At 58.5% G+C, this 25,446-nt stretch carries 24 protein-coding genes; 8 read left to right on the top strand and 16 right to left on the bottom strand.

What is annotated here, in order from left to right; translation table 11 throughout:
- Positions 1 to 3: 3 nt before the first annotated feature.
- The 15 genes from nosZ to ACR0BU_RS20230 all read right to left on the bottom strand — a co-directional run bounded on the left by nosZ (position 4) and on the right by ACR0BU_RS20230 (position 16,232).
- Positions 4 to 1,911 carry a TAT-dependent nitrous-oxide reductase gene (gene nosZ / locus ACR0BU_RS20300; protein ID WP_480736610.1) on the bottom strand — a complete coding sequence of 636 codons (1,908 nt, stop codon included), beginning with the start codon at positions 1,909 to 1,911 and terminating at the stop codon, positions 4 to 6.
- A gap of 15 nt (positions 1,912 to 1,926) precedes the next feature.
- Positions 1,927 to 4,104 (bottom strand): 4Fe-4S binding protein, encoded by a 2,178-nt coding sequence (locus tag ACR0BU_RS20295; RefSeq protein ID WP_480736611.1) that lies wholly within the window; start codon positions 4,102 to 4,104, stop codon positions 1,927 to 1,929.
- Positions 4,095 to 4,559, bottom strand: a complete 465-nt coding sequence (locus tag ACR0BU_RS20290; protein ID WP_480736613.1) for a DUF2946 family protein — start codon at positions 4,557 to 4,559, stop codon at positions 4,095 to 4,097. Before ACR0BU_RS20290 ends, ACR0BU_RS20295 begins: the two co-directional genes overlap by 10 nt.
- A gap of 147 nt (positions 4,560 to 4,706) precedes the next feature.
- Positions 4,707 to 4,913, bottom strand: a complete 207-nt coding sequence (locus tag ACR0BU_RS20285; RefSeq protein WP_367180723.1) for a hypothetical protein — start codon at positions 4,911 to 4,913, stop codon at positions 4,707 to 4,709.
- 13 nt (positions 4,914 to 4,926) lie between these two features.
- Positions 4,927 to 6,450: a cytochrome D1 domain-containing protein gene (locus tag ACR0BU_RS20280; protein ID WP_480736676.1), complete on the bottom strand. Its 1,524-nt coding sequence runs from the start codon at positions 6,448 to 6,450 to the stop codon at positions 4,927 to 4,929.
- 76 nt (positions 6,451 to 6,526) lie between these two features.
- On the bottom strand, positions 6,527 to 7,741 hold the full coding sequence (gene nirJ, locus ACR0BU_RS20275) for a heme d1 biosynthesis radical SAM protein NirJ (RefSeq protein ID WP_480736615.1): 1,215 nt from the start codon (positions 7,739 to 7,741) through the stop codon (positions 6,527 to 6,529).
- Between the two features lie 4 nt (positions 7,742 to 7,745).
- On the bottom strand, positions 7,746 to 8,240 hold the full coding sequence (gene ahbB, locus ACR0BU_RS20270) for a siroheme decarboxylase subunit beta (RefSeq protein WP_299084404.1): 495 nt from the start codon (positions 8,238 to 8,240) through the stop codon (positions 7,746 to 7,748).
- Complete coding sequence (locus ACR0BU_RS20265; protein ID WP_298937583.1) at positions 8,237 to 8,686, bottom strand: Lrp/AsnC family transcriptional regulator; 450 nt, start codon at positions 8,684 to 8,686, stop codon at positions 8,237 to 8,239. Before ACR0BU_RS20265 ends, ahbB (ACR0BU_RS20270) begins: the two co-directional genes overlap by 4 nt.
- Entirely contained in the window at positions 8,683 to 9,672 is a 990-nt protein-coding gene (ahbB, locus tag ACR0BU_RS20260; RefSeq protein WP_480736617.1) for a siroheme decarboxylase subunit beta, read from the bottom strand. Before ahbB (ACR0BU_RS20260) ends, ACR0BU_RS20265 begins: the two co-directional genes overlap by 4 nt.
- A gap of 3 nt (positions 9,673 to 9,675) precedes the next feature.
- Positions 9,676 to 10,821: a cytochrome D1 domain-containing protein gene (locus ACR0BU_RS20255; protein ID WP_480736619.1), complete on the bottom strand. Its 1,146-nt coding sequence runs from the start codon at positions 10,819 to 10,821 to the stop codon at positions 9,676 to 9,678.
- Positions 10,818 to 11,192, bottom strand: a complete 375-nt coding sequence (locus ACR0BU_RS20250) for a c-type cytochrome (RefSeq protein WP_366525399.1) — start codon at positions 11,190 to 11,192, stop codon at positions 10,818 to 10,820. The genes ACR0BU_RS20255 and ACR0BU_RS20250 overlap by 4 nt, the downstream gene beginning before the upstream one ends.
- Positions 11,185 to 11,946 (bottom strand): uroporphyrinogen-III C-methyltransferase, encoded by a 762-nt coding sequence (cobA, locus tag ACR0BU_RS20245; protein ID WP_480736620.1) that lies wholly within the window; start codon positions 11,944 to 11,946, stop codon positions 11,185 to 11,187. The genes ACR0BU_RS20250 and cobA overlap by 8 nt, the downstream gene beginning before the upstream one ends.
- 212 nt (positions 11,947 to 12,158) lie before the next feature.
- Positions 12,159 to 12,566, bottom strand: a complete 408-nt coding sequence (locus ACR0BU_RS20240; protein WP_298937591.1) for a cupredoxin domain-containing protein — start codon at positions 12,564 to 12,566, stop codon at positions 12,159 to 12,161.
- A 56-nt stretch (positions 12,567 to 12,622) separates the two neighbouring features.
- Positions 12,623 to 14,413: a NapC/NirT family cytochrome c gene (locus ACR0BU_RS20235; RefSeq protein ID WP_480736621.1), complete on the bottom strand. Its 1,791-nt coding sequence runs from the start codon at positions 14,411 to 14,413 to the stop codon at positions 12,623 to 12,625.
- Between the two features lie 142 nt (positions 14,414 to 14,555).
- Complete coding sequence (locus ACR0BU_RS20230) at positions 14,556 to 16,232, bottom strand: cytochrome D1 domain-containing protein (RefSeq protein WP_480736622.1); 1,677 nt, start codon at positions 16,230 to 16,232, stop codon at positions 14,556 to 14,558.
- A 243-nt stretch (positions 16,233 to 16,475) separates the two neighbouring features.
- Here ACR0BU_RS20230 and ACR0BU_RS20225 point away from each other — a divergent pair, with 243 nt between their 5' ends.
- The 7 genes from ACR0BU_RS20225 (at position 16,476) to ACR0BU_RS20195 (ending at position 23,195) form a co-directional block, all read left to right on the top strand.
- A complete protein-coding gene (locus ACR0BU_RS20225) occupies positions 16,476 to 17,672 on the top strand; it encodes an NnrS family protein (RefSeq protein ID WP_480736624.1) in 1,197 nt (398 codons plus the stop codon).
- A gap of 105 nt (positions 17,673 to 17,777) precedes the next feature.
- Positions 17,778 to 18,227 (top strand): c-type cytochrome, encoded by a 450-nt coding sequence (locus tag ACR0BU_RS20220; protein WP_299084427.1) that lies wholly within the window; start codon positions 17,778 to 17,780, stop codon positions 18,225 to 18,227.
- 15 nt (positions 18,228 to 18,242) lie between these two features.
- Positions 18,243 to 19,610: a cbb3-type cytochrome c oxidase subunit I gene (locus ACR0BU_RS20215; protein ID WP_299084429.1), complete on the top strand. Its 1,368-nt coding sequence runs from the start codon at positions 18,243 to 18,245 to the stop codon at positions 19,608 to 19,610.
- A 5-nt stretch (positions 19,611 to 19,615) separates the two neighbouring features.
- Entirely contained in the window at positions 19,616 to 20,425 is an 810-nt protein-coding gene (locus tag ACR0BU_RS20210) for an AAA family ATPase (RefSeq protein WP_480736626.1), read from the top strand.
- Between the two features lie 9 nt (positions 20,426 to 20,434).
- On the top strand, positions 20,435 to 22,357 hold the full coding sequence (locus ACR0BU_RS20205) for a nitric oxide reductase activation protein NorD (protein ID WP_480736627.1): 1,923 nt from the start codon (positions 20,435 to 20,437) through the stop codon (positions 22,355 to 22,357).
- Positions 22,354 to 22,902: a cytochrome c oxidase subunit 3 gene (locus tag ACR0BU_RS20200; RefSeq protein ID WP_480736629.1), complete on the top strand. Its 549-nt coding sequence runs from the start codon at positions 22,354 to 22,356 to the stop codon at positions 22,900 to 22,902. The genes ACR0BU_RS20205 and ACR0BU_RS20200 overlap by 4 nt, the downstream gene beginning before the upstream one ends.
- Entirely contained in the window at positions 22,863 to 23,195 is a 333-nt protein-coding gene (locus tag ACR0BU_RS20195) for a cytochrome C oxidase subunit IV family protein (RefSeq protein ID WP_480755757.1), read from the top strand. Before ACR0BU_RS20200 ends, ACR0BU_RS20195 begins: the two co-directional genes overlap by 40 nt.
- A 54-nt stretch (positions 23,196 to 23,249) precedes the next feature.
- On the opposite strand, the gene hemA is transcribed toward ACR0BU_RS20195, so the two are convergent.
- Positions 23,250 to 24,473 (bottom strand): 5-aminolevulinate synthase, encoded by a 1,224-nt coding sequence (gene hemA, locus ACR0BU_RS20190; protein ID WP_480736633.1) that lies wholly within the window; start codon positions 24,471 to 24,473, stop codon positions 23,250 to 23,252.
- A gap of 181 nt (positions 24,474 to 24,654) precedes the next feature.
- Between hemA and ACR0BU_RS20185 the strand changes: the two genes are divergently transcribed.
- Entirely contained in the window at positions 24,655 to 25,392 is a 738-nt protein-coding gene (locus tag ACR0BU_RS20185) for a Crp/Fnr family transcriptional regulator (protein ID WP_298937632.1), read from the top strand.
- The last annotated feature ends 54 nt before the right edge of the window (positions 25,393 to 25,446 follow it).

Here is a 25,446-nt window from a genome sequence, read left to right as displayed (position 1 = left end):
GGGTTATGCTCCCGCCGGTTCGACCAGCATCCGGCCGCGCATTTCCATGTGCAGCGCGTGGCAGAACCACTGACAATAGAACCAGTGCACGCCCGGACGGTCGGCGGTGAAGGTGACCGATGCGGTTGCCATCGGAGCCACTTCCATCGCGATGCCGTAGTTGCCCAGGCAGAAGCCGTGGGTCACATCGTCCACGTCATCCAGGTTGGTGATGTAAACCGTCACCTCGTCACCCTGTTTGACAGTGAATTTCTCAAGGCTGAAGGTCGGGGCCTGCGAGGTCATATAGACCCGCACCTTATTGCCGTCCCGGATGGGCTCCTCGGCGCCGTCTTCCAAATCGATGCCATCAGCCTCGGCCTGTTTGCGGGCGTCTTCCCATGTGACATCGGCGCGGTCCCAGACGTTGACCGGGTTGACGATGTCGGCGCGAACCATGATCGAGTCGTGCGGCTCAGCAAAGGTCGGACCGTCGTGAACCACTTTCATCTCGTTGGATGAGATGTCGATCAGCTGTTCATTTTCAGGCTTCAGCGGGCCCGTGTTCAGGAACCGGTCTTTCGAGAACTTGTTCATCGAAATCAGCCATTTGCCGTCGGCCTCCTTGGTTTCACCCATTGTGGTCGAGTTGTGGCCCGGCTGATAGTGCACATCAACCTTCGAGATGATCGGGTCCACGTCCTCTCCGGCATAGGCCTTGATGGCGTCTTCGATGTTCCACTTCACGATCTGACTGTCGAGGAACAGCGTGGTGAACGCATTGCCCTGACCGTCATAGGCGGTGTGAAGCGGGCCAAGACCCAGCTGCGGTTCACCCACAATGCAGGAACGTGGGTCGGCGTCGCTTTCGAACAGGGCGTCCAGCTTGGTCACATCCATGATCGATACGGTGGGCGACAGCTTACCGTTGATGCAGACGTGCTTGCCGTCAGGCGCAGTGTTGATACCGTGCGGCGAGTTCGGGATCGGGATGTAACGGGTGTACTTCTTGTTCTGACCCTTGCGTCCATCGAGAACCTTGACGCCTTTCAGTTCCTGATAGTCACCGGCCTCAATCCCTGCTTCGATTTCTGCGAGGTTGAAGACAACGACATGATCCAGCTCGTTCTCGGTCATCTCGGCCAGGTTCATACCCATTTCCGAGTTGTACGAGGTCGAATAGGCGTATTTGCCCTGATAGTCGCAGTCCGTGTTATCGAGGTTACCCGACACGATCACCTGCCACGCGACCTCCATGGTGTCGCCGTCCAGCGCCGTGAAGATGTTCACGTATTGCGACGGATCGTCCAGCACTGTGCCGTCATTGACCAGTGGCGTTTCATCCTCACCATTGGCAAAGACATAGCCGGTGCGCGGGAATTTCTGCGGACGCAGACCGTGGATCGCCTTGGCGTTCGGAATCTCGGTGATCTTGTCGCATTTCATCACATCGCAGCGCACGCGGGCGACGCGGGTGTTGGCCTTGTCGTTCATGAACAGATAGCGGCCATCATAGGTACCATCGGTGAACGACATATGCGGGTGGTGAAGGTCGCCGTTGTCATAGGTTTTCATGCCCCGCTTGGCGAGAAATTCCTTGGTTTCCGGCAGCAGGCCATCGGTCATAATCTTCAGTGACTCGTTGGTCTGACCCCAGCCGGTGGCCGAGCAGCGGTTGAACACCGGCACCCGCATCAGCTCGCGCATAGACGGGAAGCCCAGAATGCGCAGCTCGCCTGTCTGACCCGAGGACCAGAAGCCGTAATACTCGTCCAGCTCACCGGGCTCCAGATTGGCATTGGCCGCAGCGCTGGCCTGTTTCGCGGTCATCAGGGTCGAACCCAAACCGGTCCCGGCCAGCACGGCGCCGGTGGCGGTTGCCCCCAGCATCCCGCGGCGTGTGATGTTCAGTTTATTGTCATGTTCCGACATAATTTGCTCCTCCTTTTAGGAAGCGGTTAACGGTTTGGCGTTCGGATGGTTCGCCGGTGGTTGTCCGAGTGGGGTCTTCATCTGGACCGACCCTGTCTTGGCCCGCCGCTTAAGCTGGCGGATAACGACGGGACATTTGTCCTCGGACTGGTAGAGCACCTGACAATGCAGGCAGGTGACGCACTCGTTCGGATTGATCTCACCGGTGGGGTGGATCGCCTGAACGGGGCATTCGTTGGCGCAGGTCTGACAGGGGGTGCCGCAATCCTTGTAGCGGCGCAGCCAATCGAACATGCGCATCCGGGCCGGGATCGCCAGCGCACCGCCCAGCGGGCAGAGGTAGCGGCAATAGAACCGTTCGATGAACAGCCCGATCCCCAGCAGGCCCAGCGAAAAGACCACAAAGGGCCATTCGCGCATGAATTTCAGGATGATCGCGGTCTTAAACGGCTCGATCTCGGCATAAGTCTCGGCCAGCGGGATCGAGACAAAGCTGAGCCCGAAGAGACCGAGGAAGATCATGTATTTCGCAGGCCACAGACGTTCGTTCAGCCCCCATGGCAGTGTCCATTGTGGCACTTTCAGCGCGCGCGCGATCTTGTTGGTCAGTTCCTGCAGTGCACCAAACGGGCACAGCCAGCCGCAATAGGCCCCGCGCCCCCAGAACAGCAGGGCAGCGGCCACGGCAAACCACTGGATGAAGACCAGCGGATCCAGCAAGAAGGCATCCCAGCTGAACCCGGTGCGCAAGCTGCCGGCCAGCGCCATCAGGTTCACTACGCTCAGCTGTGCGTTGGCATACCAGCCGATGAAGAACAGCGTCAGGGTCAGATATCCGATGCGGAACCAGTAGAAGACCCGGGCGTTCATCGTGGCGTGGAACTGGAAGAAGAAGGTTGCAGTCAGCACCAGCAGCATGACGCCCAGACCCGCAATCTCGACCGTGCGATCTTTCCAGATGCGTTTCCACAAGGCAGCTTTCGCAGCGGCCTCGCCAGTGGCGTCATCCACAACAGTGGGAGCTGCTACTGGCAACAGATACTGCTCGGGCAGCTTGTAGCCCAAATCGAAGGTTAGGAAGGTTTTTTCGACCGCACCCACAGCCCTTTGCACCAGCAATTGCAGGCGGAACGGCTCGGCCGGGTTGAACTCGGCTTCGGCGGGGATCTTGAAGATGTCCAGCTCGGTGAAACTGGGCGCATCCGCGGCTGCAACCCTGCCAAGACGCTCTTGCTGCTTGTCGAAGAACCGGACCGAATTGTCGCCCTGGATAAGCTGAATCCGGTCGAAGATTCCGCCGCGTACGTACCCTGAACCCTTAAAGCTGTAGGCCCCACGCCCTAGCACCAGAATCGCCTGTTCGCCCTCGTCCAGCCATTCGACAAGGTTCTGATACTCCGCCTCGCCCAACAGGGATTTCCCGATAGATGGAACCGAGACCAGCGCCATTTGCATGTCGATGAACGTGTCATCCAGCTCACCCCGTTCGCGCCGTCTGATCGCCCGCTGATCGCCTGTGGCCTCAAAGGCGGCATTGACCTGCCCAACATCCAGCGTCAGCCGCCGGATCGAGCCATCGCCCGACAGGGTCGACCAGTCATAGATGGCGTTCTTGGCCATGTCGATTTCGCGCTTTGGACCATCGGCCTGCAACGGTGACAGGCCGCCCAGACCCAGTGCCCGCGCCACCTTGATGCCGCCGCGCACGAGGCTGTCATCGATCACCATGATCGTGACGGTTGCGCCGGATATGATGTCGAGATCGTGCCCTTCTCCCCCGGTCTCAGCCTCGCGTTTGAGGTCAAGCCCTGCATAGCCTTCGGTCAGTTCGGCCATGCGCGAATTGGGGATACCGATCAGAACAATGGGTTCCGAGTGTTTGACCAGTTGCACACCGGTCAGGACCGCATCGTCATTGATAGCAGCGACCACATGGATCGGCTTGCCGGAATACCCTGTGGTTCCGACAAAATCAGAGGTCAGGAAAGCCCATGCAACCGTTTCGCCACCCTTCAAAACGGGGGCAACAGGAACATCCGCGCGCACCGGACCAAAGCCATCAGCACCGGGTGCCAGATCAGTGGGATCAATTTCGGGCAAGAAGCTGGCGAGGCTGTCGGCCTGTGCGCTCAGCGTCACCAGGCAGGACAAGATGAAGGCCAGCAGAAAATGGATTGAGCGACTTACGACCACGGCGCACCTCCGGATATTTGGATTGCCGCCATGGTCACGCGCGGGGCGCGTTCGGTTATGATTTGGGGCCCACGCGGGGGTCCGCGGGTTGCAGGCCACAGCCAGGCCATATTGTTTGAGTTGTACACGTCCTCACGCCGGAATTGCGCGTGTTGTAAAAACTCAATGCGCGTCAAATCAGGAACGTCCAGGACCGGAACGACCCCTGTTATCGCGCATAAAGTACAGTCAGCGCATTTCGGGCAGGGCATGGTCGGGTCTTGGCCTTCTTCATCAAGATCAACCTCAACCCAGACCGCGCCTGCCTCCGAGCAGATCTCTATCCACATGCTTTCCCCGGGGCTCGCCAGCGCCGGGCCAAACGTTTGCAAAAGCAGAAGGAAGAGGCCCGCCAAACCACATGCCGTGCGAAACGCACGGACAGGGAGGTAGTGTGTTGTGGCATTGACAGGCATTGAGAATCCAACTCGGTAACCATTCCCGAGTCCTAAGGGATTCTTGCTTTAGGTAACTTGACTTAGGTCAGGTGTTCTCAAATCGGCGGCTTTTTATGCAACCGCGTTTTGCGGGATGTCGCATCTCAGGAGATCATGAACAAAAGCTTACCTGTCAGCCTCATCCATCAACCCACGCACCCAGCGTCCGGCCAACCAGGATGCGGGCGCACCCAAGGGCAAACACCACCACAGTGCGGTGATCGGAGATATTACGCTGAACCCCAAACCGTGCAGGACTAGCCCCGCCAGAAACAGGTTGATGGCAACCGCCAATGCGGTCGCCGGATAAAGCAATATGGCCAGTTTCCACACCGGCCATCTGCCATCAGTGGCTGGTGCCTTCCGAGAAGGTGATCTTGTTCCAGACATTATACTTTCCCGAAGGTTTGCGCATCGGCAGACGGCGGATTTCCTCAAGCGTCTGCGCGTCGTAGACGATTACCGCGCCGTCATCTTCCCAGATCGAAACCAGCGCGTGGCTGCCATCCTTGGTGAATTCCACATGGGCCACAGTCTTGCCCGGCGCAGGGCGCAGCGTTTTCACGATCTCAAGGCTTTGCTTGTCGATCACATGCATCGCGTCCTTGTTGGGGCCAAAGAACACATCAGCCCAAACGTAGGGCGAATTCTCATGGCTGCGCATGAAGAACCCCGGCCCTTCTGTCTTGATCCGCTTGACGGTCTCCCATGTCTGCATGTCGATCACGGAAACGGTGTTATCGGTCAGATGCGGCGTCGCCATCACCGTTGTATCGCCATACTGCCACGTGGTTCCCGATCCCAGATGCGGCATCCCCGGCAGGTCCAGATCAGCCACCTTCTGGCCGATGACCAGATCGATGACCTGACCGCCCTTGCCATCGCGGGACGCACCCATGACGTATTCATAGCTCTGATCGAAAAAGAAATCGTCCAGATAGTCGGGCGTGCTGATCTTACGCACCGGGAATGGATCAGGGTTCTTGAATTGCCCTTCAATGCGAAAATCATGGCCCAATCCGGATTGCGGAGGATTGCCGCCATAGAAAACCTCCCAGATCTCCGGCACATCCTTAAGCGCCAACACAAAGCTTTCACGTGGTGGGGCTTGATAGACGGCCGAAACCCGACTGGCGTTACCCTTTTTGCTCTTAACATCGATAACTTTCGCCACCGATAGATCATCGGTTGACAGCAGTGTCAGAGAGTTCGGCAGATAATTCGCCACCGCCACCCATTTGCCATCACCGGAAATAGCGATGTTGCGGCTGTTCAACCCCGCACGCACGCGGCCCACCTGTTGCAACGCCCAGATGTCATACTTTTGCACCCAGCCATCGCGAGACACGATGAACACGTAACGCCCATCGGGGCTGAATTTCGGGCCGCCATGGACGGCAAAGGGGGTTTCGAACCGGTCCAGAACATCGAACGTATCGCCATCTAAAACGCTAACGTGATGATCGCCGGTTTCAACGGCCAAGGTGATGTTCATCGGGTCACTGTCCCAGACAGGGACATCAACTGATGCATAAGCCTCATCCAGAATGCGGCTTGCCATGATCTCGGCCTCACCCCATTCAGGATTGCTTTCCAACGGTGATTTCAACCATCCGGCCAGTTCTTCAATTTGCAGCGCGTCCAACTCATACGAAAACGCGGGCATCTGGGTGGCCGGCCGCCCTTCGGCAATCACGGCCGCGACGCGGGGGCCGCGCATGCGTTTCAAAGTCTCAGGGATCAATGCAGGACCAATGCCGCCCAGACGGGTTTCGCCATGACATGAGGCGCAATGTTCGGCGTAATCTGATGGCGCGTCTGCCCAAGCAGCCCCGACGCCGAGGATTGAGCACAACACCCCGATCTTCATCTTTTCAAAAATACTCCCGCCGGAGGCTCCGATACCGCTCAACAGCTCTGCGGCTGGGCGCACAGTGCCAACAGCGTCAAAAGAACTGATGTGCCGGATCATGACGTTTCCCTCGGAACGGCGTGACCTGTAGACGCTCACCTGCATCATCCACGCCGATTTCATCATTTGACAGGTAGCAGGCCGGGTCTTCGGCCCAGGGATCACCGGTCAGTTGCAAGGCCCGGATGCGGGTATTCCCGCCACAGACATCCTTGAGCTGGCAGGCTCCACATCGCCCTTTCAACGGACGCGGGCGGGTGCGCAGCATGGCCAGCATTTGGTCGTCGCCGGCCCAGAGCTCGGAAAACGATGTCGTTTTAACGTTACCGATCGTGTAATCCGACCAATAAGTGTCCGGGTGAACCCGGCCCAGATTATCGATATTCGCCACACCCAGACCGCTGGAGTTTCCGCCCCAACGGGCCAGATGCTGGCGCACATGCACCTCTTTCTCGGCATCGAAATTCGCGCGGACCCAATTCAGGAAATAGCCTGCGTCAGCGTCGTTGTTGCCGGTCACGATATCCAGTGGTCGCCCGCCCGAGGCGGCCTGCCACGCGCGTTCCAGCAACAGGTCCAGACCTTTGCGGGTGCGTAGGTGTTCGGCATCCTCGCCCCGGTTCTTGTCGCCGCGCCCGGCATAGACCAGATGGGACAGGTAGAACTTATCGACGCCCTCATCATCGCAGAGCTGCAGCAGATCCGGTAAATGATGTTGCGTACCTTCGGTCAGGCAGAAGCGCAGGCCAACTTTGATGCCGCGCTTCTTGCATTCGCGCACGCCCCGCAAGGCGTCGACAAAGGCGCCCTCAACGCCCCGGAACCAATCGTTTGTGGCGCCGATCCCATCCAACGAGATGCCGACATAATTAAATCCCACATCAGCGATCCTATCGGCGGTTTCGCCGTGAATGCGGGTGCCATTGGTCGACAGTGCCAGCATTGGCACCAGATCGCGGGCCCGATTGGCGATGTCGAAGGAATCGAACCGGTCCAGAGGTTCCCCACCCGAGAGGATCAAGGCCGGGACGCGAAACTGGCCAAGATCCTCAAGGGTTTCCATGGCTTGCTCATGACTGAGCTCGCCCGGGAACGCCACATCCGCCGAGACGGTGTAACAGTGACGACATTTCAAGTTGCAGCGCCGAGTCAGGTTCCAGATCACCACCGGCTTCACCGGGCCGGAGCGGCGCTTGCGCACCGGGGTCGGGGTGACCAGTTGGTGCATGTATTCGGTCAGGCGGAACATGGTCTCAGCCTTTCACTTGTTCTTTTGTTTTCAGACGCAGGCCGGTCTTTTTCAGGATGCGCGTGGAATAAAGGATGTCCCTGGCGCGACAGGTGACGCCCAAAATGGCGCCGATCTGGTCACGTTTCTCTTCGACCTCGGCGCGGTTGGTGCCATGTACCATGGCAAACAGGTTATAGGGCCAGTCTGGCAACGCGCGCGGGCGTTCGTAGCAATGGGTGACAAAGGGCAACGCACCGATATGCATGCCCAGTTCACTGATCTGGTCGTCATCGACATCCCAAACGGTCATTCCATTCGAAGTCATGCCCAGTTTGTAGTGATTGGGTGCGGCAGCGATGCGACGGATCACGCCACGCGCCTTAAGTTCTGCCAGACGATTGAGCAGCGCGCTCTCGGCCAACCCAAGTGTTTCGGCCACATGCGCGAAAGGCGCGGGTACAAGGGGCAGCCCACCTTGCAGAGCCTCGATAATCTGTCTGTCTTTCGCGTCGATCATGCTGCTACCCTGAAGCCGATAAAGAATTCCTGAAGTTTGGGGAATTGCAGGACCTCGATCCCTGTTTCCCGTTGGATTGCTTCGGCTGTATCTCCGATCCCTTTGGTGGTTTCTGTGGCCAACACGAACCACATATTCAGCCGATGTGTGCGTTCATAATTATGCGCCACCTCGGGATGCGCATTGACTTTGGTCAGGACGGTTTCGAAATCTTCTGAAGGAACCGCCATGGCACACAGGCAGAACGCGCCGCCCATCGCAGCGGCGTCAAAGAACGGGCCAAACCGGGTGATCACACGATCTTCACGCAAGCGGGTCAGACGGCTGAGCAGCTCGCTTTCAGAGATACCCAGCTCCTGTGCAATCGCGCCATACAGGTTAGATACCAGCGGCAAATCATCTTGCATGCGGTTCAAGATCGCGCGGTCGGTTCTGTCTAACGTCATGCTGCGGCCTCATCGTGTTTGATCAATGCGCCTGTCTGTTTGAAACAGCGGATTGAGAACAGCACCTTGTGCTGCGCCCCGAACATCTCTGGCAGGGCGGCGGCCCCTGCCAGCACTCGCCGCGCCTCGCTCCGCGAGCGCGCGTGGATCATGGAATACAATCGATAAGGCCAGACGTCTTCGACTGGACTTCGCTCGTAACACAGCGTGACTCCGGGATGTGCCGCCAGGGCGGGTCCTGCGACCGAGACCTGTTTGGCCGGCATGTCCCAGACCACCATTGCGTTGGCCGACCAGCCCAAAGCGCGGTGTCGTACAATCACGCCTAGGCGCGAGACGATGCCCGCCGCATGCAGCGCTTTGATCCGTACCATCACGTCATCTGCGTTCCGTTCCAATGACCGGGCCAAAGCAGCATAGGGATCGGTGACCAAAGGCAGACCGGAACTGAGCGCCTGCAACAACGAACGGTCGCCGTCCTGCATGGCAGTGCGATCCACCTTGCGCGGCCGCGGCACATCGTGGGAAGTGCCTGACATGCGAAAGCCCAGATCCACGTTGAATGGGCGTACCAGCCGCAGATCCAGAACATGCAGTCCGGTCCTCTCCTCGATCCGCGCCAGAGTCTCATCCACATGCGCCCGGTCCGGGCCCGTGGCGACAAACCAAAGGTTCCAGGCATCCTCGCGTTGGTAATTGTGGTTCACGCCCGGTTCAGCGTCGATCAGAGCGGCGACCTCTTCCAGCCGCTCATCCGGCGCGGCGACAGCAGCCAAAGTGCTGGCGGAAACCGCGCCCGGTGCGATCGTCGCACCCACTCGCGTGATCCGCCCTGTAGCCCGCATGCGTGCAAGACGATCAAGAACACCCGCCTCATCCAAGCCCAGGGCATCAGCCAGCGGCTGAAAGGGGCGGTCAACAACGGGAAAATCGCGCTGGAACTCATCCAGCAGGCGGCGGTCGATCGGGTCTGTAATATGATGCATAGATTACAGCCCCGTTCTGTGCGCGCGGGCGGTGAAGAATATGCCGGATGGGCTATCCGCATCAATTTCACGCAGTTTTTCAAAGCCTTGCGTGTCATAAATCATGACCTTGTTGGCGTCCCGCACGCTGATCCAAACCTCATGACCGCGCGGTGTGAACTCCATATGCAACACAGCGGGACCGGGTTTGAATTCATGGATCACCTTCTTGCTGACGGAATCGATCACCTGGATCGTGTCGTTCAGAGGATGGGCAAAGTTGACCCAAACCTGCCGCCCATCGGGGCGAGCCATGGCAAAGACCGGCTGTCCATGAGTTTGGGTACGACCGGTTTCAACCAGCGTGTCGGCGTCGATCCAGAGGATTTCATGATGGCCCACAGCGGGCAGAACGAATTCCCGACCGGTCAGCGCCCAACCTTCCAGATGAGGCATCTTGTAGACGGGCATTTCCTCTTGCCCGCGTCCGTAGCCGGGAAGCACGCGGATCGGTTCTGGGCTGTCCGCCCATAGGTCCAGTGCGGTCAACCCGTCTTCGCCGAACAGACCAGTGATATAGGTGCGTCCGTTGGCAGTGATCAGCGCGTCATACGGGTTTTTACCCATATCGGTGATCTTGGTGATCTCGGGTTTGCCCGCGGTAAAATCGGCAATCCAAGTTTCACCAGAGTCCCACATAGTGAAGACAAAGCGGCGGCCCGGGGCGTCAACCAAGCCAATGGTTTTGCTGCCAGTCGGGATGTCAGCCACCAAGTCGAGCGTATCGGTATCAAAAACGCGGACACCGCCGGGTTCATAATTTGATACCGCGACAAGGGTCCCGTCATCCGAAATGGCGCCTCCGATGGCATTGCCGGATTGCACGACACGGTTGGCGATTTGCCGCGTGACGATATCGACCTTAGTCAGCCCGCCATCGCGCCCAAACACATAGGCAAAGCGTTGATCCGGTGAATAGACCAACGAGGCATGGGACAGATCGCCCAGACCTTCGATGCGCGCCAATGCTGCGCGATCGGACTGATCAACCAGCAGAACCGAGCCCTTGGCGCGTTCAATCACCAGCCCCAGATCTCCGGTCGCGGTGGGTTCCGCGTGGGCGGCAGTCATCATCAGGGAAGTGACAAGGCCAAGGACAAGATGTTTCATTGTGCCTCCGGTTCCAGAAGGTAACGGGCGATCCACTCAGCCTCTTCCGGGCTGATCAGAGGTCGCCATGGGGGCATCGCAGTGTCCGGGATGCCGTCCAGAATCACTCCGGTCAGCACCTCGGCGTCGTAGTGATCCAGTGTTTCGGCTCGAAGATCAGGGCCAAGCCCGCCTTTCAAGGACAGGCCGTGGCATGACCCACAATCCTGGTGAACAAGTCGCTTCAGGGCGTTGGGATCCAAAGCGTCAGCGGCAAAAGCCGAGGTTGCGACAAGCACTGCAGTTGTCAGAAAGGCGCGCCCGGCCCAGCCCGAACCGCCGGCGGGCGCGGCAGAGCGCAACCCCAACTGGATATGAGCAAGGCTAGCCATGGGCCTGTTCCAAAACACCGGCGACCGGCTGTTGCGCATACAGCGAAACAACACTCCCGATGATGAACAGCGTTGGCGCCCTGAGCGCGGCCGTGCGTGCATCCGTGGCGATCCGGTCAAGGCGCGACAGCAGGCGGCATTCATCCGGGGTGGTTGCATTACTGACGGCCAGAACCGGGGTGGACCCGGACAGGTTTTCAGTCATCAGACCCATGGCAATCTGGCCGATATTGGCGACGCCCATATAGATCACAACCGTCGAGTCGGGATCAGCCAACCGCTTCCAGTCGAGATCAAGAACCTTGTCAGCCTGTCGATGCCCGGTGACAAACTGAACCGATGTTGCCAGACCACGATGTGTCAAAGGCACTCCGGTCGAGCTGGAGGCTCCCTGCGCGGCCGTAATGCCAGGGGCATATTCGACTGCGACACCGCGCGCGATCAGATACGCGGCCTCTTCCGAACCACGACCAAAAACCATCGGATCGCCGCCTTTCAGACGGGCCACATTGTGCCCAGCGCGGGCCTGTTCCAGCAAAATCTCGTTGATTCGATCCTGCGGGACGGTGTGGCATTTCGGGGCTTTCCCAACGGGGATCAGCTGCGCCGCGTCCGCATGCAGGGCAAGGATGTCGTCCGAGACCAGACGATCATAGACCACCACATCGGCCTGTTGCAGCATCCGCAGCGCGCGCAGGGTCAAAAGCTCGGGGTCACCTGGACCGGCACCGATCAGAAAAACCTTACCACTCATGTGTAAACTCGCTTGTTCTGAATGTCTTCTGAACCCGGGATGTCCGGCAGATCCCATCTGCGGATCCGATGCGAAACTGGGACGTTGCTGGGTGAACCGGGCGTGTCATGGTGTGAAGGTGGCGCAGTATCTGCGCAGCTTCCTTGACTAAAGTTAAGGAGCGTGGGATTTGCGACCGCGCCCCTTTGATCTTGCCAGTAGTTCGCCATTGGTCAGGGCTCGACCGTGATCATCCCGATCATGTTCTGTGTCTCCCAATGCGGCCCGCACAGGTAGTTCTGCGGACCGGGGGTGAGGAAGGTCATTTCCACGGATTCTTCCGGGAACAGCCGATCGCTTTCGGGTGCGCTTCCATCTTTCAACAGCACGCTGTGGCTGGTGCGTTTGTCCACGTTGACCCATCGCACCGTGGCCCCTGCCTGCACCGTTAGGTCGGCGGGGCAAAAATTGTACTTGTACATCAATACCAGCTCAGCCTCGTCAACTGATGACGAGGGCTGATCGAACATCTCCAAATAGCGTTCTTCAGCCTCGGCGCAGACGGCAGCTGCGTCTTCATCCGCAGCAAACGCGGGGGCTGCGAACAACAGCAGAGAAGGAAGAAGCCGGTGGGGTTTCATGGTCCATGTCTCCGTTCCGAAAATGGGTTGAGGCCGCATAGCCCGGCCTCAATCCTCTATTGCTTGATCACGTTAACAAAGGCGCTGTCGTCATCCAGCGCCAGGCTGGTATCCAGCGTCACGTGGTGGAATCGCGCGGCGGCAAAGTCATCGTGAATGGCAAAGCCAATGGTGTAGGTCTGGCCAGGTTCCAGTGGCACGTCACCGGGCGCGCCAGAGTTCAAAGGACGGGAAAACACCACGGTCCACACACCTCCAGACAACTCGGCCGACGCTGCGATCTCACCTTCGTTGACCACACGCTGTTCCAACAGGTAACCATTTGAGGCGCTGCCATCTGCATAGACGCGCATCAGGTCGAGGAATGTGCCGTCCGTCAGGTACTGCTCGATCTGTGCTTCGGCTTGCAGCTTGTCCCAACCACCCAGCGCTTTGCCACGGCGGCCTTTGACTTCAACCTCGGTACGGCTTTCGCTGATGTATTTGGTCACCGTGTCCTGAGCCGTCATGCGACCCGCGACATCGCCATTGGCAGCAATTGCATCCGCCTCGGGCGCAAAGGGCATATAGGTGTTGTCAGCATGGCACGAGGCCCAGCAACCTACCTGGTCGCCCATCTCGATCCCGGTGCCGGTGATCATCATTGCAACCTTGATCTGGTTGTCCGGATCCATCTTGCCGCCATCGACGAACGGCACCGGGTTATGGCCCGCATCCGGCCACTGCAGACGGATATACAGATTTTCGTCGTCATGGGCTGCTTGTACCGTCGCATCGATCACACCGCGCTTGCCAGGTATCGGGGTCGGTTCCAATTCACCGCCAGCCACAATCTTGTTGCCGATCATATCCAGCTCTTTGGCGTGACAGGTGGTGCACTGGTCGCCCCCTTTGGTTAAAGGGCGCGCGCCGCCGTGGAACTTGCCGTTCTGCACCCATTCAAACGAGGCCTGGCCGGGGTAGAATAGTTTCAGATCCGCGCTGGTCACAGCGGTCCAGTCGATATCCGCACCGACGTCACTGCCACCACCGCTTGCGGGTGCTGCGGCCTCTTCACCAGCAGCATTGGCGCGTTCTTCGGCCACTGCCGCATCAACAGCAGCTGCGATCTGAGCCTGCACAGCCTCTTGTTGTGCTTGGTTCGCGGCTTTTTCGGCCTCGGCCGCGGCAACCTCTTTCGCTTCGATCCTCTCAAGGCTGGCCAGATACTCGGCCGGGATTTCGCGAATGAAGGCCGGGTTCGGGGCCTCAAGCTGCTCCAGATATTCTTCATCGGCCCGTTCACGGGCATCCGAATGTGCAATCCCCTTGTGACAGTCGATACAGGTCTGACCGACCTGCATGGCGTTCAGATGCTGCTGACGGGCGCGGGGCTTCTGAAACTCGGGCATCATAGATTCAAAGTCATGGCAATTGCGGCATTCGCGTGAGTCGGTGGCTTTCATCCGCTCCCATTCGTTCATCGCCAGATGCACGCGTTTGGCTTCGAATTTTTCGCGGGTGTTGATGGTGCCAACCATCTTTCCATAAAGCTCTTTCGAGGCCTTGATCTTGCGGATCATCTTATGGGTCCAGTCCTTGGGCACGTGGCAGTCGGAACAGACCGCGCCCACGCCAGAGCGGTTCACGTCATGGATCGTGCCTGTGTATTCCTCGTAGACGAAATCGCGCATCTCGTGGCACGAGACACAGAATTCCTTGGTGTTGGTGGCTTCCATGGCAGTGTTGAACCCGCCCCAGAAGATGATGCCAGCGGCAAAGGCCACTGCGACCCCGGCCACGGGCATTCCCCAGAGGAAATACCGTCGCCAGATCGGTTTTTTCTTTTCCGGTTCGGGCTGGGTCATGTCCGGGCTCCGTTATGGCTGTTTTGGCCGCTGTGAACGGCAAGCTGATGAATTAGGCTGTTGGTTCGCCGGGACAGGACCCGGAAATCAAAGAAAGGGCGGGCGATGAGCCCGCCCTTTCCGGTGTTAGGTTTCGAACCCGTCAGGTGACGTGATTCGACCGGTTGTAGACATTGAACTTGCCGGTCGGGGCATAGAGCCCGTCGATGCGGCCTATCTCTTCCAATGTCTTGGCGTCGAAGATCACGATCTGACCGTTGGGTTCTTTCGAATCCGACAGGTTCCACTTGGAGACCCAGACCTCGGTGCCATCCGCGTTGAATTCGAAGTGAACAGCAGCGCTGCCTTCGTCTTCGGTGATCTGGATGGTTTTCACGATCTCGCCAGTCTCTTTCGAGATGACCTGCACCGATTGCTGAACTTCGGGCTCGGGGTGCTTGGTCTGGTCCGCCCAGATGTAATCCGAGTTCGGGTGAGTCCGAACAAACAGGCCGGGTCCGTCGGTTTCGACCTCGTAGCAAACCTTCCACGCGTCATCGGGACGGTTTTCGGGGTCATTACCCCAGACTGTCACGGTGCCAACGCCCAAATGGGTCGTGCCTGCAACCGGACCGCAATTGGGATCTATCCAGTTCGCCCCCGGACCGGGGTGCGGCAGCGCGGCCGTGTCGATCATCGCCTCCAGCTTGTGGGTTTCGGTATCGACAACCACCATCTTGTTCGACGCGTTTGCGGCGATCTGGAAATAGCGGCCAGTCGGATCGAAAAACCCGTCATGCAGGAATTTGGCGCTGTCGATCTTGTCGATGCGCAGGTTGTCCAGATCGGTGTAATCGACCTGCCACAACTGCCCCAGCTCCTTCACTGCGACGATCCAAGTGGGTTCGTTCGGCGTAGTGTAGATCGCTGCCACACGGGCCTCTTCCACATAGTCCCCGTCGACGTTCACGCCACGGGTCGATACGACCTTGACCGGCTCCATTGTCTGGGCGTCAACGATAGCGAAATGCGGTGGCCAGTAACCCCCACCGATGACGTATTTTCCATCGCCGGAAACAGCAACGTCACGTGCGTCGTAGGCAATCTTGACCTCGGAAACCAACATGTTTTCCGGCGTCTGCCAGAGATCGATCTTGGTCATCTTACCGTCGCGGCCCATCGTGTACCAGAAGCGACCGGGATGCTCGGGCTCTGTGATCGAGTGATGCTCGGACGCTTTGAGAACGTGCACCGCATATCCGGTCGGGATGTGCGTCAGCACCTCTTTGGTGTCACCGTCGATCACGGCCACCTTGCCCACGTCCCGTTCGATAACAACAAAGAAGTTTTCCCAGTTGCGGCCATGCAGCGGCTCGGTCGGATAGTCGGCTTCTTCGACATAGACCTTCCGGGTTGCCTTCATCTGCTCAAGCGACATCTCTGGTGGCTTGGGGGCGTCCATCATAATGTATGTCGCCATGTCCTTGATTTCCTGCTCGGACATGATGTCCGAGAAGTTGTTCATGCCGCCCTCGGTTCCCCAGGCAATGATCTTTTCAAGGCGTTCCTGCCCCAACTGAAGCGTCCCGCCTTCGGTCACGGTGCCGTCGGCTGCGGTCTTTTTCCAATGGGGTTCCAGGTTTTTACCTGTGGCGCCTTTGCGCAAAACACCATGACAGCCTGCGCATTGTTCAAAGTAAAGCTGCTTGGACGAGTCAAAGGCTTCGTCGCTTAATGCTGGCTCTTCGGCTAAGGCTGGCGCAGCGACGCTGCCCAGCAACATTGCCAAACCGACCCCGAAGGCGCGGTCCGTTTTATTGTAGCTGATTCCAAGTGACATAATCACTCTCCATTTGCGTGGTGAGGCATGCCAGAACGTGCGGCAGGCGCGGCGTCCGCTCCTTGACCAAAGTCAACGAGAGGGGCGGAATCCCGCTAAGAAACCCCCTCAATTGCGCAAAAAAGACTGCGAAAAACCTGTGTTTTAAACACATATTTTCACCCTTTTGATTTTGGTTAAGTCAGGGGCAAAACCGCACTGCTAGGTCTGGACCACACAGATTCCGGACCAAGGACAGCAGCCATGCCAGCGGCAATCACACGTATTTTTGCAGAGGGCTTTCGCATTTTTTTCCTGTTCGCCGGGCTCTACGGTTTGTTTGCTGGCGGCGCTTGGGGTGTGTGGTTGGTAATGCAGACCGGCGCTTTGCACTTCGAGGCGGCGCCATATGCGATGACCCCACCGACGTGGCACGCCCATGAGATGATTTTTGGATATGCCGCCGCTGCGTTGGGTGGGTTCTTTTTAACCGCCGTCCCAAACTGGACCGGCAGCCCTGAGGCACGCGCAGGTTTTATCACTTTGGCCGCTACGCTTTGGCTCGCAGGGCGGCTTGCGATGTGGTTTTCGGCGTCTTTATCGCCGGGTGTGGTGGCTGTGATCGATCTGGCATTTGTGCCGGTTCTTGCTGCCAAGATCGCCAGCCAACTGATCCGCCGGCCAAAACCGCAGAACATGGTATTTCTGGCTCTGCTTACATTCATATGGCTCGCCAATCTGATGACCCACCTGGAATGGGTCGGTGCAACAGATGAGACGTTGCAGACCGGCTTGCGCGCCGGTCTGCTGACGCTTTGCGCCATGATCGCGATACTGGGTGGTCGGATCACACCGGCCTTTACCCGCAACGCGATGAAGCGGGCCGGTGAACCCGAAGCGGCCTGGCCGGTATCTGCCGCGCGTCTGGACAAGCCGGCACTGGGGCTGGCCTTGGCCCTACCGCTGAGCGCTTTGGCAGTTGGCGCAACCGGTTTTACCGGCGTTCTGGCTGTGACGCTGGGAATAGTGCAAGCCACGCGAATGGCACGTTGGCGGGCGGGTTGGGCCCTGCGCCAGCCGATTCTGATTGCTCTGCATCTGGGTCTTGGCATGCTGTCACTGGGTCTGGTGCTATGGGGATCAGCAGTATTGGGCTATGGCAATGAAGTCGCCGCATTACACGTTCTTGGCATTGGCTGCGTTGGCGGCATGACCCTGGCCATGATGAGCCGCGCCGCGCTGGGTCATACGGGTCGAGCTTTGGTCGCGCCGCCGTCGATGGCCGCAGCTTATGGGTTGATGGCTGTTGCGGCTTTGCTCAGGTGGTTTGGATCAGGGATAGATGCCGGTTACTTGACCGCAATGCTGGTGGCGGATGGGCTCTGGATTGCGGCCATCGCGCTGTACCTCATTGCCATGTGGCCCGCACTTACCGGATCGCGCTTGGCCTCACAGCCCTGACAGGACGATTGGTTTCCTGCGGCCCGTCTTGACTTTCGTTAAGGCAGTCGCGTCACCCCGTCTTCATTGTGCTTCTACTAGCTAATCGGCGCAAAGGAGAGCGCGATGCGAGAAGTCATGACAAAGAGCATGGCTCGCAATATTTTCTATGGCGGGTCACTGTTCTTCATTCTTATCTTTGTGGCCCTGTCGGCCCATTCCCATCTGTACATCGTCAATTCCGAGAACGCGGCGAAACTGGATGACAGCGTCGTCCGGGGCAAACATATCTGGGAAAAACACGCCTGCATCAACTGCCATACGATTCTGGGTGAAGGGGCTTACTTTGCCCCCGAAGTCGGCAACGTGATGACACGTTGGGGCGTTCTGGACGACCCGGAATCGGCCTTTGAAGCCCTCAAAGGCTGGATGGAAGCGCAACCGACCGAAATTCCCGGTCGCCGACAGATGCCGCAATTCAACCTCAGCGACGAAGAAATCCGCGATCTGACCAACTTCCTGATCTGGACAGACAATATCGACGCTCAGGGCTGGCCCCCGAATGAAGCGGGCTGAGAAGGGAACGGAGAAATGAAATACGAATCCCAAAAAATCGCCTATGCCTACTTTGCCGTAGCGATGGGCCTTTTCGTGATCCAGGTGCTGGGCGGCCTGCTGGCAGGTTGGATCTATGTATCCCCCAATTTCCTGAGCGAGCTGCTGCCGTTCAACATCGTGAGGATGCTGCACACCAACGCGCTGATCGTCTGGTTGATCCTGGGCTTCTTTGGCGCGGCTTACTTCCTGATCCCGGAAGAAGCCGAGCGTGAGATACACTCGACCAAGCTGGCCTATCTGCAGCTGCTGATCCTTGTGGTCGGCACGCTGGGCGTGGTGCTGACCTATACGTTCAACTTGTTTGAAGGGAACTGGTTGCTGGGCAAAGAGGGGCGCGAGTTCCTTGAGCAACCCAAATGGGTCAAGGCCGGTATCGTCGTGGCGGCGCTGATCTTCCTTTACAACGTGTCGATGACCGTTCTGAAGGGCAAGAAGACCGCGATCACCAACATCCTGTTGCTGGGTCTCTGGGGTCTGGCGCTGCTGTTCCTGTTTGCCTTCTACAATCCGGGCAACCTGTCCTTGGACAAGCAATACTGGTGGTATGTTGTTCACCTGTGGGTCGAAGGTGTCTGGGAACTGATCATGGCCTCGATTCTGGCCTACCTGATGCTGAAGCTGACAGGTGTGGACCGCGAAATAGTCGAGAAATGGCTCTATGTCATTGTCGCCGCCGCGCTGTTCTCAGGCATCTTGGGAACCGGCCACCACTACTACTGGATCGGTACCCCCGGTTACTGGCAGTGGATTGGATCGATCTTTTCAAGCCTCGAAGTGATCCCGTTCTTTGCGATGATGGCCTTTGCCTTCGTCATGGTTTGGAAGGGTCGTCGGGACCACCCCAACAAGGCTGCGCTGCTGTGGTCGCTGGGCTGTGCCACGCTGGCTTTCTTCGGTGCCGGTGTCTGGGGATTCCTGCACACGCTGCACGGGGTTAATTACTATACCCACGGCACACAGATCACCGCGGCCCACGGTCACCTGGCCTTCTACGGTGCCTATGTCTGCCTCAACCTGGCGATCTTCAGCTATGCAATGCCGATCCTGAAAAACCGGGATCCGTATAATCAGGTGCTGAACATGGGATCCTTCTGGCTGATGACCAGCGGCATGGTCTTTATGACGTTCGTGCTGACCTTTGGTGGAACCGTTCAAACGCATATGCAGCGGGTGATCGGTGATTACTTCATGGACGTGCAGGATCAGATCGCGATCTTTTACTGGATGCGCTTTGGATCTGGTCTGGTCGTGGTCCTTGGCGCGCTGTTGTTCATGTACGCCATCTGGGTGCCCCGGAAAGAGATCATCGAACCTGGTGCCGCTGAAACCCCTGCGGAGTGATGGATATGGATGGCTCCTTACAAATGGAACCGGGGGCGGTTGACGCCCCCTTCTACCTCGCCCAAGGCGACGAATGCGACTTGTTCACCGCCGCTTACAACAACGACCTGCCAGTCCTGCTGAAAGGTCCGACGGGCTGCGGGAAGACCCGCTTTGTCGCGCATATGGCCGCCCGTCTCGGCCGCCCGCTTTACACCGTGGCCTGCCACGATGACCTTGCTGCCGCCGACCTGATCGGGCGTTATCTGCTGAAAGGCGGGGAAACCGTCTGGGTCGATGGTCCGCTGACCCGCGCGGTGCGCGAGGGAGCTATTTGCTATCTGGACGAAGTGGTCGAGGCCCGCAAGGACGTGACTGTCGTGTTGCACCCGCTGACCGACGACCGGCGCATCCTGCCAATTGATCGCACCGGAGAGGAGCTTGAGGCCACCCCCGGCTTTATGCTGGTGGCATCTTACAACCCCGGATATCAGAACATCCTTAAAACCCTGAAACCCTCGACCCGGCAGCGGTTCATCTCGCTGGAATTCGACTTTCCTTCGCCTGAGATGGAAGCACAGGTTGTCGCCGAGGAAAGTGGCTTAACGCTCGAACGCTGTAAGCCACTCATCAGGTTGGCGGGCAAGCTGCGTGGGCTCAAGGGGCAGGATCTTGAGGAAGGTGTCTCTACCCGTTTGGTCGTTTATGCCGCGACACTGATCGCGCAAGGCATGTCAACAGACCGCGCCATCCTTGCCGCTATGATCGAGCCTCTGACCGATGACGAGGATGTCAAACGCGGGCTCCTCGATCTTGTCACGGCTGTCTTTGGGTGAGGCCAACTGATGGTTAAGATCGATTTTGAGCCATGGGAACCCGAAGAAACAATCGGGAAACTGTGGCACACCCTTGCCAGCCGCCTTGATGCACCCCAGGTGCACGATGGAGCCGCGGTCGACCTTTCCGAGGTCGCGGGGCGGCTGGCCGTCCTCTTCCGAGGATTGGGGGGTAGCCCGGGCGTCGAATTGCGCCCGGTCTCGCCCGAGGTCTCGCACCACCGCCTAAGCTGGCGACGCAGGTTGGGGACCGAAGTGGAATTGATGCCGCGCGCCTCGTTTGATGGCGAAGTGTTGCGATTGCCAGATCGGCTGGCCGTATTTCCAGCTCGCGAAGCCAATGGCGCACTGTATGTCTGGCTTGCGGCTGTCGCTGCCCACGCCGGAACCCGAATTGAAGAAGAAGACCCCCTGCGCGCCGATCTCAGCGCTCTAACAGCTGCGCAAGCGACGGTCTTGGCCACGCTGGACGATGCCCCCGGCCTGCGCCCGCTTTACACAGAGCTTTGCAAAGGCTTGCTGCACCAGCGCGATATTCCGAACCTGCCACCTGCAGAAGCCGCGGTCGAAGACCTGATCCGCCACATGCTGGGAGATCCTCAGCCCATGCCTGCGAAAGGCGAGCAGCTGTTGATGCTGGACAACGAACTCACCGCGCCGCGCGGGTACCAGAATTTCCGCCCGGTCCCTTTGTGGCCCGACCTGCGTGCCGTTGGGTTTTCCGAACACACCGAAGTTGAAAACCCCGATACCGAAGGCCCGCCTGAAGAAACTGGCGAAAAAACCCACCGCGCCCGCCGCCGCAAATCCGATCAAGCCTCGCGCAGTGACAGTTTCATTCTGCACAAGTTCGAAGCAATCCTCAGCTGGGCCGAGTTCCTCAATATCAACCGACGCATTGATGACGACGATCCCGACAATGCCAAAAAGGCCGCTGACGATCAGGAAGAGATCGGCCTTGGGCAAATCTCCAAAGGGCCGCCCACCAAGCTGAAACTGCATCTGGATCTCGCGCCCGAGGATGTGAACCGCGAGCGTTTGTCGGGCCGAATTCTCTATCCCGAATGGGACGTGCGCACCGGACGGTATCTGCCTGATCACGTCAACGTCCTTCTCTCGGATGCCGATATCCGCGAGGATGCCGCCGAATTCGGCAAAGACCCCGCCACCGCCCGCCGCATCCGCGCCGTCAAACGCCAGTTCGAAGCTCTTCGCCCAGGCCGTGTGATGACGCGCGGCCATCTGGATGGAGATCAACTGGATGTCGAGGCCGCCGTGCGCAGCGCCGTGGACCGAAAAGCCAGCGGTGAAGGAAACGAGCGCATTTGGATGCAATCCCGCCCAGAGGCCCGCGATCTGGCGGTATCGATCTTGCTGGATGTCAGCCGGTCCACTGAAAGCGCTGTCACAGGTCGCGCGGTGATCGACATCGAACGCGAAGCACTGGCGGCCCTGGCATGGGGTCTGAACGCCTGCGGCGATGATTTTGCCATCCATGCCTTCAGTTCGCTGAAACGCCAGCGTGTCTATGTCCAGCGCTGCAAGCGTTTTGATGAAGCTATGGGCACAACGGTTGAGCAACGCATCGCGTCGCTGCGGCCTGGCCACTACACCCGTCTTGGTGCAGCGATCCGCCATTGTTCGTCTGATCTGGCAGACCAGTCCCGCAAGCGTCGTTTGCTGCTGGTGATCACTGATGGCAAACCCAACGATCTGGACCATTACGAAGGCCGTCACGGCATCGAAGACACGCGGCAGGCGGTCCGCGAGGCCCGTCGGGTTGGCCAATCGGTCTTTGGCCTCACCATCGACAAAACCGGAAAAAGCTGGTTCCCACGCATGTTTGGGCAAGGGGGGTTTGCTGTCATCCCCGACCCACAACGCCTGACCATGGCCCTGCCGCAGATCTACCGCCAACTGGTCGGCGCATGAGCGACGCATCCCTCATCGACGAGCTGCCGGGCGAGTTGCTGATGTGGGTGCTCATCATCTCGGAACTGCTAGTATTTGGCGCAGGGCTTGTCGCCTTCATGAGCGTCCGCCTGACCGACCCGGTTGGCTTTGCCGAGGCGCAGTCTCATCTGTATCGCACCGGTGCGGCGCTGAACACGGCGGTTCTGGTCACATCCGGACACCTGGCGGCACAAGCGTTGCATTGGCGCCGTGCCGCCCAGCGCGTCGCGGCACGAATAGCCCTGATTGGCGCGTCCGCACTGGGTGTCGTTTTCCTGTTCATCAAGAGCACGGAATACGCAGGCAAAGCGGCGCAGGGCATCACCTTCGAGACCCACCCGTTTTTCATGTTCTACTATCTGCTGACGGGGTTTCACGCCGCCCATGTGCTGGCAGGTACTGCTATCCTGCTGCTGGTTGCCTGGCGGGATGACCCCCGCAACGTCGAGGCTGGCGCGCAATTCTGGCACATGGTCGATCTGGTGTGGATCATGTTGTTTCCAGTGATCTACCTGTTGGGATAAGAGCGGTGCCCAAAGCTTCATCTTTTCGCAAATACTCCCGCCGGAGGCACCCTAACCCTCTCTCATGCGCATGGCTCACTCTGTTGACGCTGAGTTCTGTCACAGCGCTACTGACGAAGCTGCCCGGCATGCCAGAGATTGCCGCAGCGGGTATACTGTTGCTTGCCTTGATCAAAACACGCGTAATTCTCGCCCGCTACCTCGACCTTGCCCAAAGTCCGGCCTGGTTGCGCGGGTTCACATTGGTTCTGACGGCTTTGGCGGTCGTGATCTTTGTTCTCTATTTGATTTGAGTGCGGAAAAGCCGCCCGACCGGGCGGCAATTCTCCAAACAAGTGACGCTTTGACTATTGTGCCGCCATCGGCATCCTTGCGATCTGACACCGCTGCCACAGAACCGACAATGCGCCGACCAGATGGGCGATATCTTCGTCCGTATGAACCGGAGATGGCGTGATCCGCAGACGCTCGGTGCCCTTGGGAACGGTTGGGTAGTTGATCGGCTGGATGTAAATACCGAATTCCTCCAACAGTGTGTCCGAGATGAATTTGCATTTGACCGGATCACCAACCATCACCGGGATGATGTGGCTTGGATTGTGCAGGTATGGAATACCTTCAGCATCTAACCGGGCTCGAACCTGTGCCACGCGGACCTTTTGCAAATCACGTTCACAATTTGACCGTTTCAGATGCCGGATCGAAGCCGCTGCGCCTGCCGCAATAGACGGTGGCAAAGCCGTTGTGAAGATAAACCCACTGGCAAAGCTGCGCACAAAATCACACAGCGCCACCGATGCCGCGATATAGCCGCCGACCACGCCGAATGCTTTGCCCAGTGTGCCTTCGATCACTGTCAGGCGATGCATCAGACCTTCGCGTTCGGCAATACCGCCACCACGTGGACCGTAAAGCCCAACGGCATGGACCTCATCCAGATATGTCATGGCGCCGTACTTGTCGGCCAGATCACAGATCTCTTTGATGGGGGCGATATCGCCATCCATGGAATAGACCGATTCAAAGGCAATCATCTTGGGGGCGTCACGATCTGCGGCAGCCAGCTTGGCCTCAAGATCTGCCAAATCGTTATGCCTCCAAATCACCTTCTGCGCGCGCGAATGGCGAATGCCTTCGATCATCGACGCGTGGTTCAATGCATCCGAGAACACGATCAAGCCTGGGATTTTAGCAGCGAGCGTTCCCAGGGCAGCCCAGTTCGACACATAGCCCGAGGTAAACAACAGCGCGGCTTCTTTGTCGTGCAGATCAGCAAGCTCTGCCTCCAACAGGACGTGATCATGCGTTGTTCCGGAGATGTTACGCGTGCCGCCTGCGCCCGCGCCACAACGGTCCAGCGCGTCATGCATAGCGCCGATTACCGCAGGATGTTGTCCCATGCCCAGGTAGTCGTTCGAACACCAGATCCGCACGTCGCGATGGATGGTGCCATCAGTCTGCCGCGCGTTTGGGAAAGACCCGCAGCGCCGTTGCAGGTCGATGAAAACGCGGTAGTTTCCTTCGTCCCTCAGATCATCGAGGCTGCCGCTAAAAAATCGCTCGTAATCCATCTCGCTTGCTCCCGGGAATACTGGCTTTGGCCGAGCGTAGGCGCGCGGCGCCCCCGGTGACATGACAATTGTCAAGTTCGGGCAACAGAAAAAGACGGGTGCGCGAGATACCGGTTTCGGATAGCCTGTAGATGAGGGATGTACCGGTCAGATCACCGACCAGGGAAAAGGGGGACCCTTCGTGGCGTATGAAGCACAAAAAGCGATCGCTCGACAGTCGCTTTTGCTTAAGAGCTTACCGGAACACCATATCGACACGTTGCTCAGCCATGCGATCTGGCGGGAATATGACAGGGGCGAGACGATCTTTCTTCAAGAGGAAGAAGCCAAGGCCATTCATGTGGTGCTGGCGGGATGGGTCAAATTGTTCCGCATGTCACCATCCGGCGCCGAGGCTGTGGTAAGTGTCTTTACCCGTGGCGAAAGCTTTGGTGAGGCTGTTGCCTTGCGCAATGTCCCCTACCCTGTTTCCGCTGAAGCTGTATCCCCTTGCCAAGTCATGCATCTGCCCAGCCCGGTTCTGCTGTCCCTGATGCGCGAAGACGCGGAAATCGGCGTTTCGATTCTGGCGGCTACGTTTACCCATTTGCATTCTCTGGTGTCCCAGCTTGAACAACTGAAGGCGCAGACTGGTGCGCAAAGGGTGGCCGAGTTTTTGTTGAACCTGTGCGACAGTGACACCGGGGATTGTGATGTTGAACTGCCATATGACAAATTGCTGATTGCCGGACGTTTGGGCATGAAACCCGAGAGCCTGAGCCGCGCGTTCTCACGGTTGAAATCCGTTGGCGTTAAGATCAACCGAAACCACGCAGAGATTGCCAATATTGAAGCATTACGGGATTACGCTGACAGCGACCATCAGAGAGGCCGCCTGGCGGGCATCGCTGCGGTTCCCCGCAGCGGGAACCAATCTTAACGGATTTTCTTACCTCGTTCCGCGTTCACCGCGCTCGGGCCGCTGGGAATCACT

This window comes from Ruegeria sp. CK2, assembly GCF_056536585.1.
Note: the sequence above shows the minus strand (reverse complement) of the source record. Positions and strands in the feature narration are given on the sequence as shown.

What these genes read in the sequence shown, in the direction of transcription:
- hemA (WP_480736633.1), bottom strand. Translation starts at nt 24,473, where the DNA reads ATGGATTACGAGCGATTTTTTAGCGGCAGCCTCGATGATCTGAGGGAC.
- ACR0BU_RS20205 (WP_480736627.1), top strand. Translation starts at nt 20,435, where the DNA reads ATGGTTAAGATCGATTTTGAGCCATGGGAACCCGAAGAAACAATCGGG.
- ACR0BU_RS20215 (WP_299084429.1), top strand. Translation starts at nt 18,243, where the DNA reads ATGAAATACGAATCCCAAAAAATCGCCTATGCCTACTTTGCCGTAGCG.
- ahbB (WP_299084404.1), bottom strand. Translation starts at nt 8,240, where the DNA reads ATGATCGACGCGAAAGACAGACAGATTATCGAGGCTCTGCAAGGTGGG.
- ACR0BU_RS20230 (WP_480736622.1), bottom strand. Translation starts at nt 16,232, where the DNA reads ATGTCACTTGGAATCAGCTACAATAAAACGGACCGCGCCTTCGGGGTC.
- ACR0BU_RS20235 (WP_480736621.1), bottom strand. Translation starts at nt 14,413, where the DNA reads ATGACCCAGCCCGAACCGGAAAAGAAAAAACCGATCTGGCGACGGTAT.
- nosZ (WP_480736610.1), bottom strand. Translation starts at nt 1,911, where the DNA reads ATGTCGGAACATGACAATAAACTGAACATCACACGCCGCGGGATGCTG.
- ACR0BU_RS20265 (WP_298937583.1), bottom strand. Translation starts at nt 8,686, where the DNA reads ATGACGTTAGACAGAACCGACCGCGCGATCTTGAACCGCATGCAAGAT.
- ACR0BU_RS20255 (WP_480736619.1), bottom strand. Translation starts at nt 10,821, where the DNA reads ATGAAACATCTTGTCCTTGGCCTTGTCACTTCCCTGATGATGACTGCC.
- ACR0BU_RS20225 (WP_480736624.1), top strand. Translation starts at nt 16,476, where the DNA reads ATGCCAGCGGCAATCACACGTATTTTTGCAGAGGGCTTTCGCATTTTT.
- ACR0BU_RS20200 (WP_480736629.1), top strand. Translation starts at nt 22,354, where the DNA reads ATGAGCGACGCATCCCTCATCGACGAGCTGCCGGGCGAGTTGCTGATG.
- ACR0BU_RS20280 (WP_480736676.1), bottom strand. Translation starts at nt 6,450, where the DNA reads ATGAAGATCGGGGTGTTGTGCTCAATCCTCGGCGTCGGGGCTGCTTGG.
- ahbB (WP_480736617.1), bottom strand. Translation starts at nt 9,672, where the DNA reads ATGCATCATATTACAGACCCGATCGACCGCCGCCTGCTGGATGAGTTC.
- ACR0BU_RS20220 (WP_299084427.1), top strand. Translation starts at nt 17,778, where the DNA reads ATGCGAGAAGTCATGACAAAGAGCATGGCTCGCAATATTTTCTATGGC.
- ACR0BU_RS20290 (WP_480736613.1), bottom strand. Translation starts at nt 4,559, where the DNA reads ATGCCTGTCAATGCCACAACACACTACCTCCCTGTCCGTGCGTTTCGC.
- cobA (WP_480736620.1), bottom strand. Translation starts at nt 11,946, where the DNA reads ATGAGTGGTAAGGTTTTTCTGATCGGTGCCGGTCCAGGTGACCCCGAG.
- ACR0BU_RS20210 (WP_480736626.1), top strand. Translation starts at nt 19,616, where the DNA reads ATGGATGGCTCCTTACAAATGGAACCGGGGGCGGTTGACGCCCCCTTC.
- ACR0BU_RS20250 (WP_366525399.1), bottom strand. Translation starts at nt 11,192, where the DNA reads ATGGCTAGCCTTGCTCATATCCAGTTGGGGTTGCGCTCTGCCGCGCCC.
- nirJ (WP_480736615.1), bottom strand. Translation starts at nt 7,741, where the DNA reads ATGTTCCGCCTGACCGAATACATGCACCAACTGGTCACCCCGACCCCG.
- ACR0BU_RS20240 (WP_298937591.1), bottom strand. Translation starts at nt 12,566, where the DNA reads ATGAAACCCCACCGGCTTCTTCCTTCTCTGCTGTTGTTCGCAGCCCCC.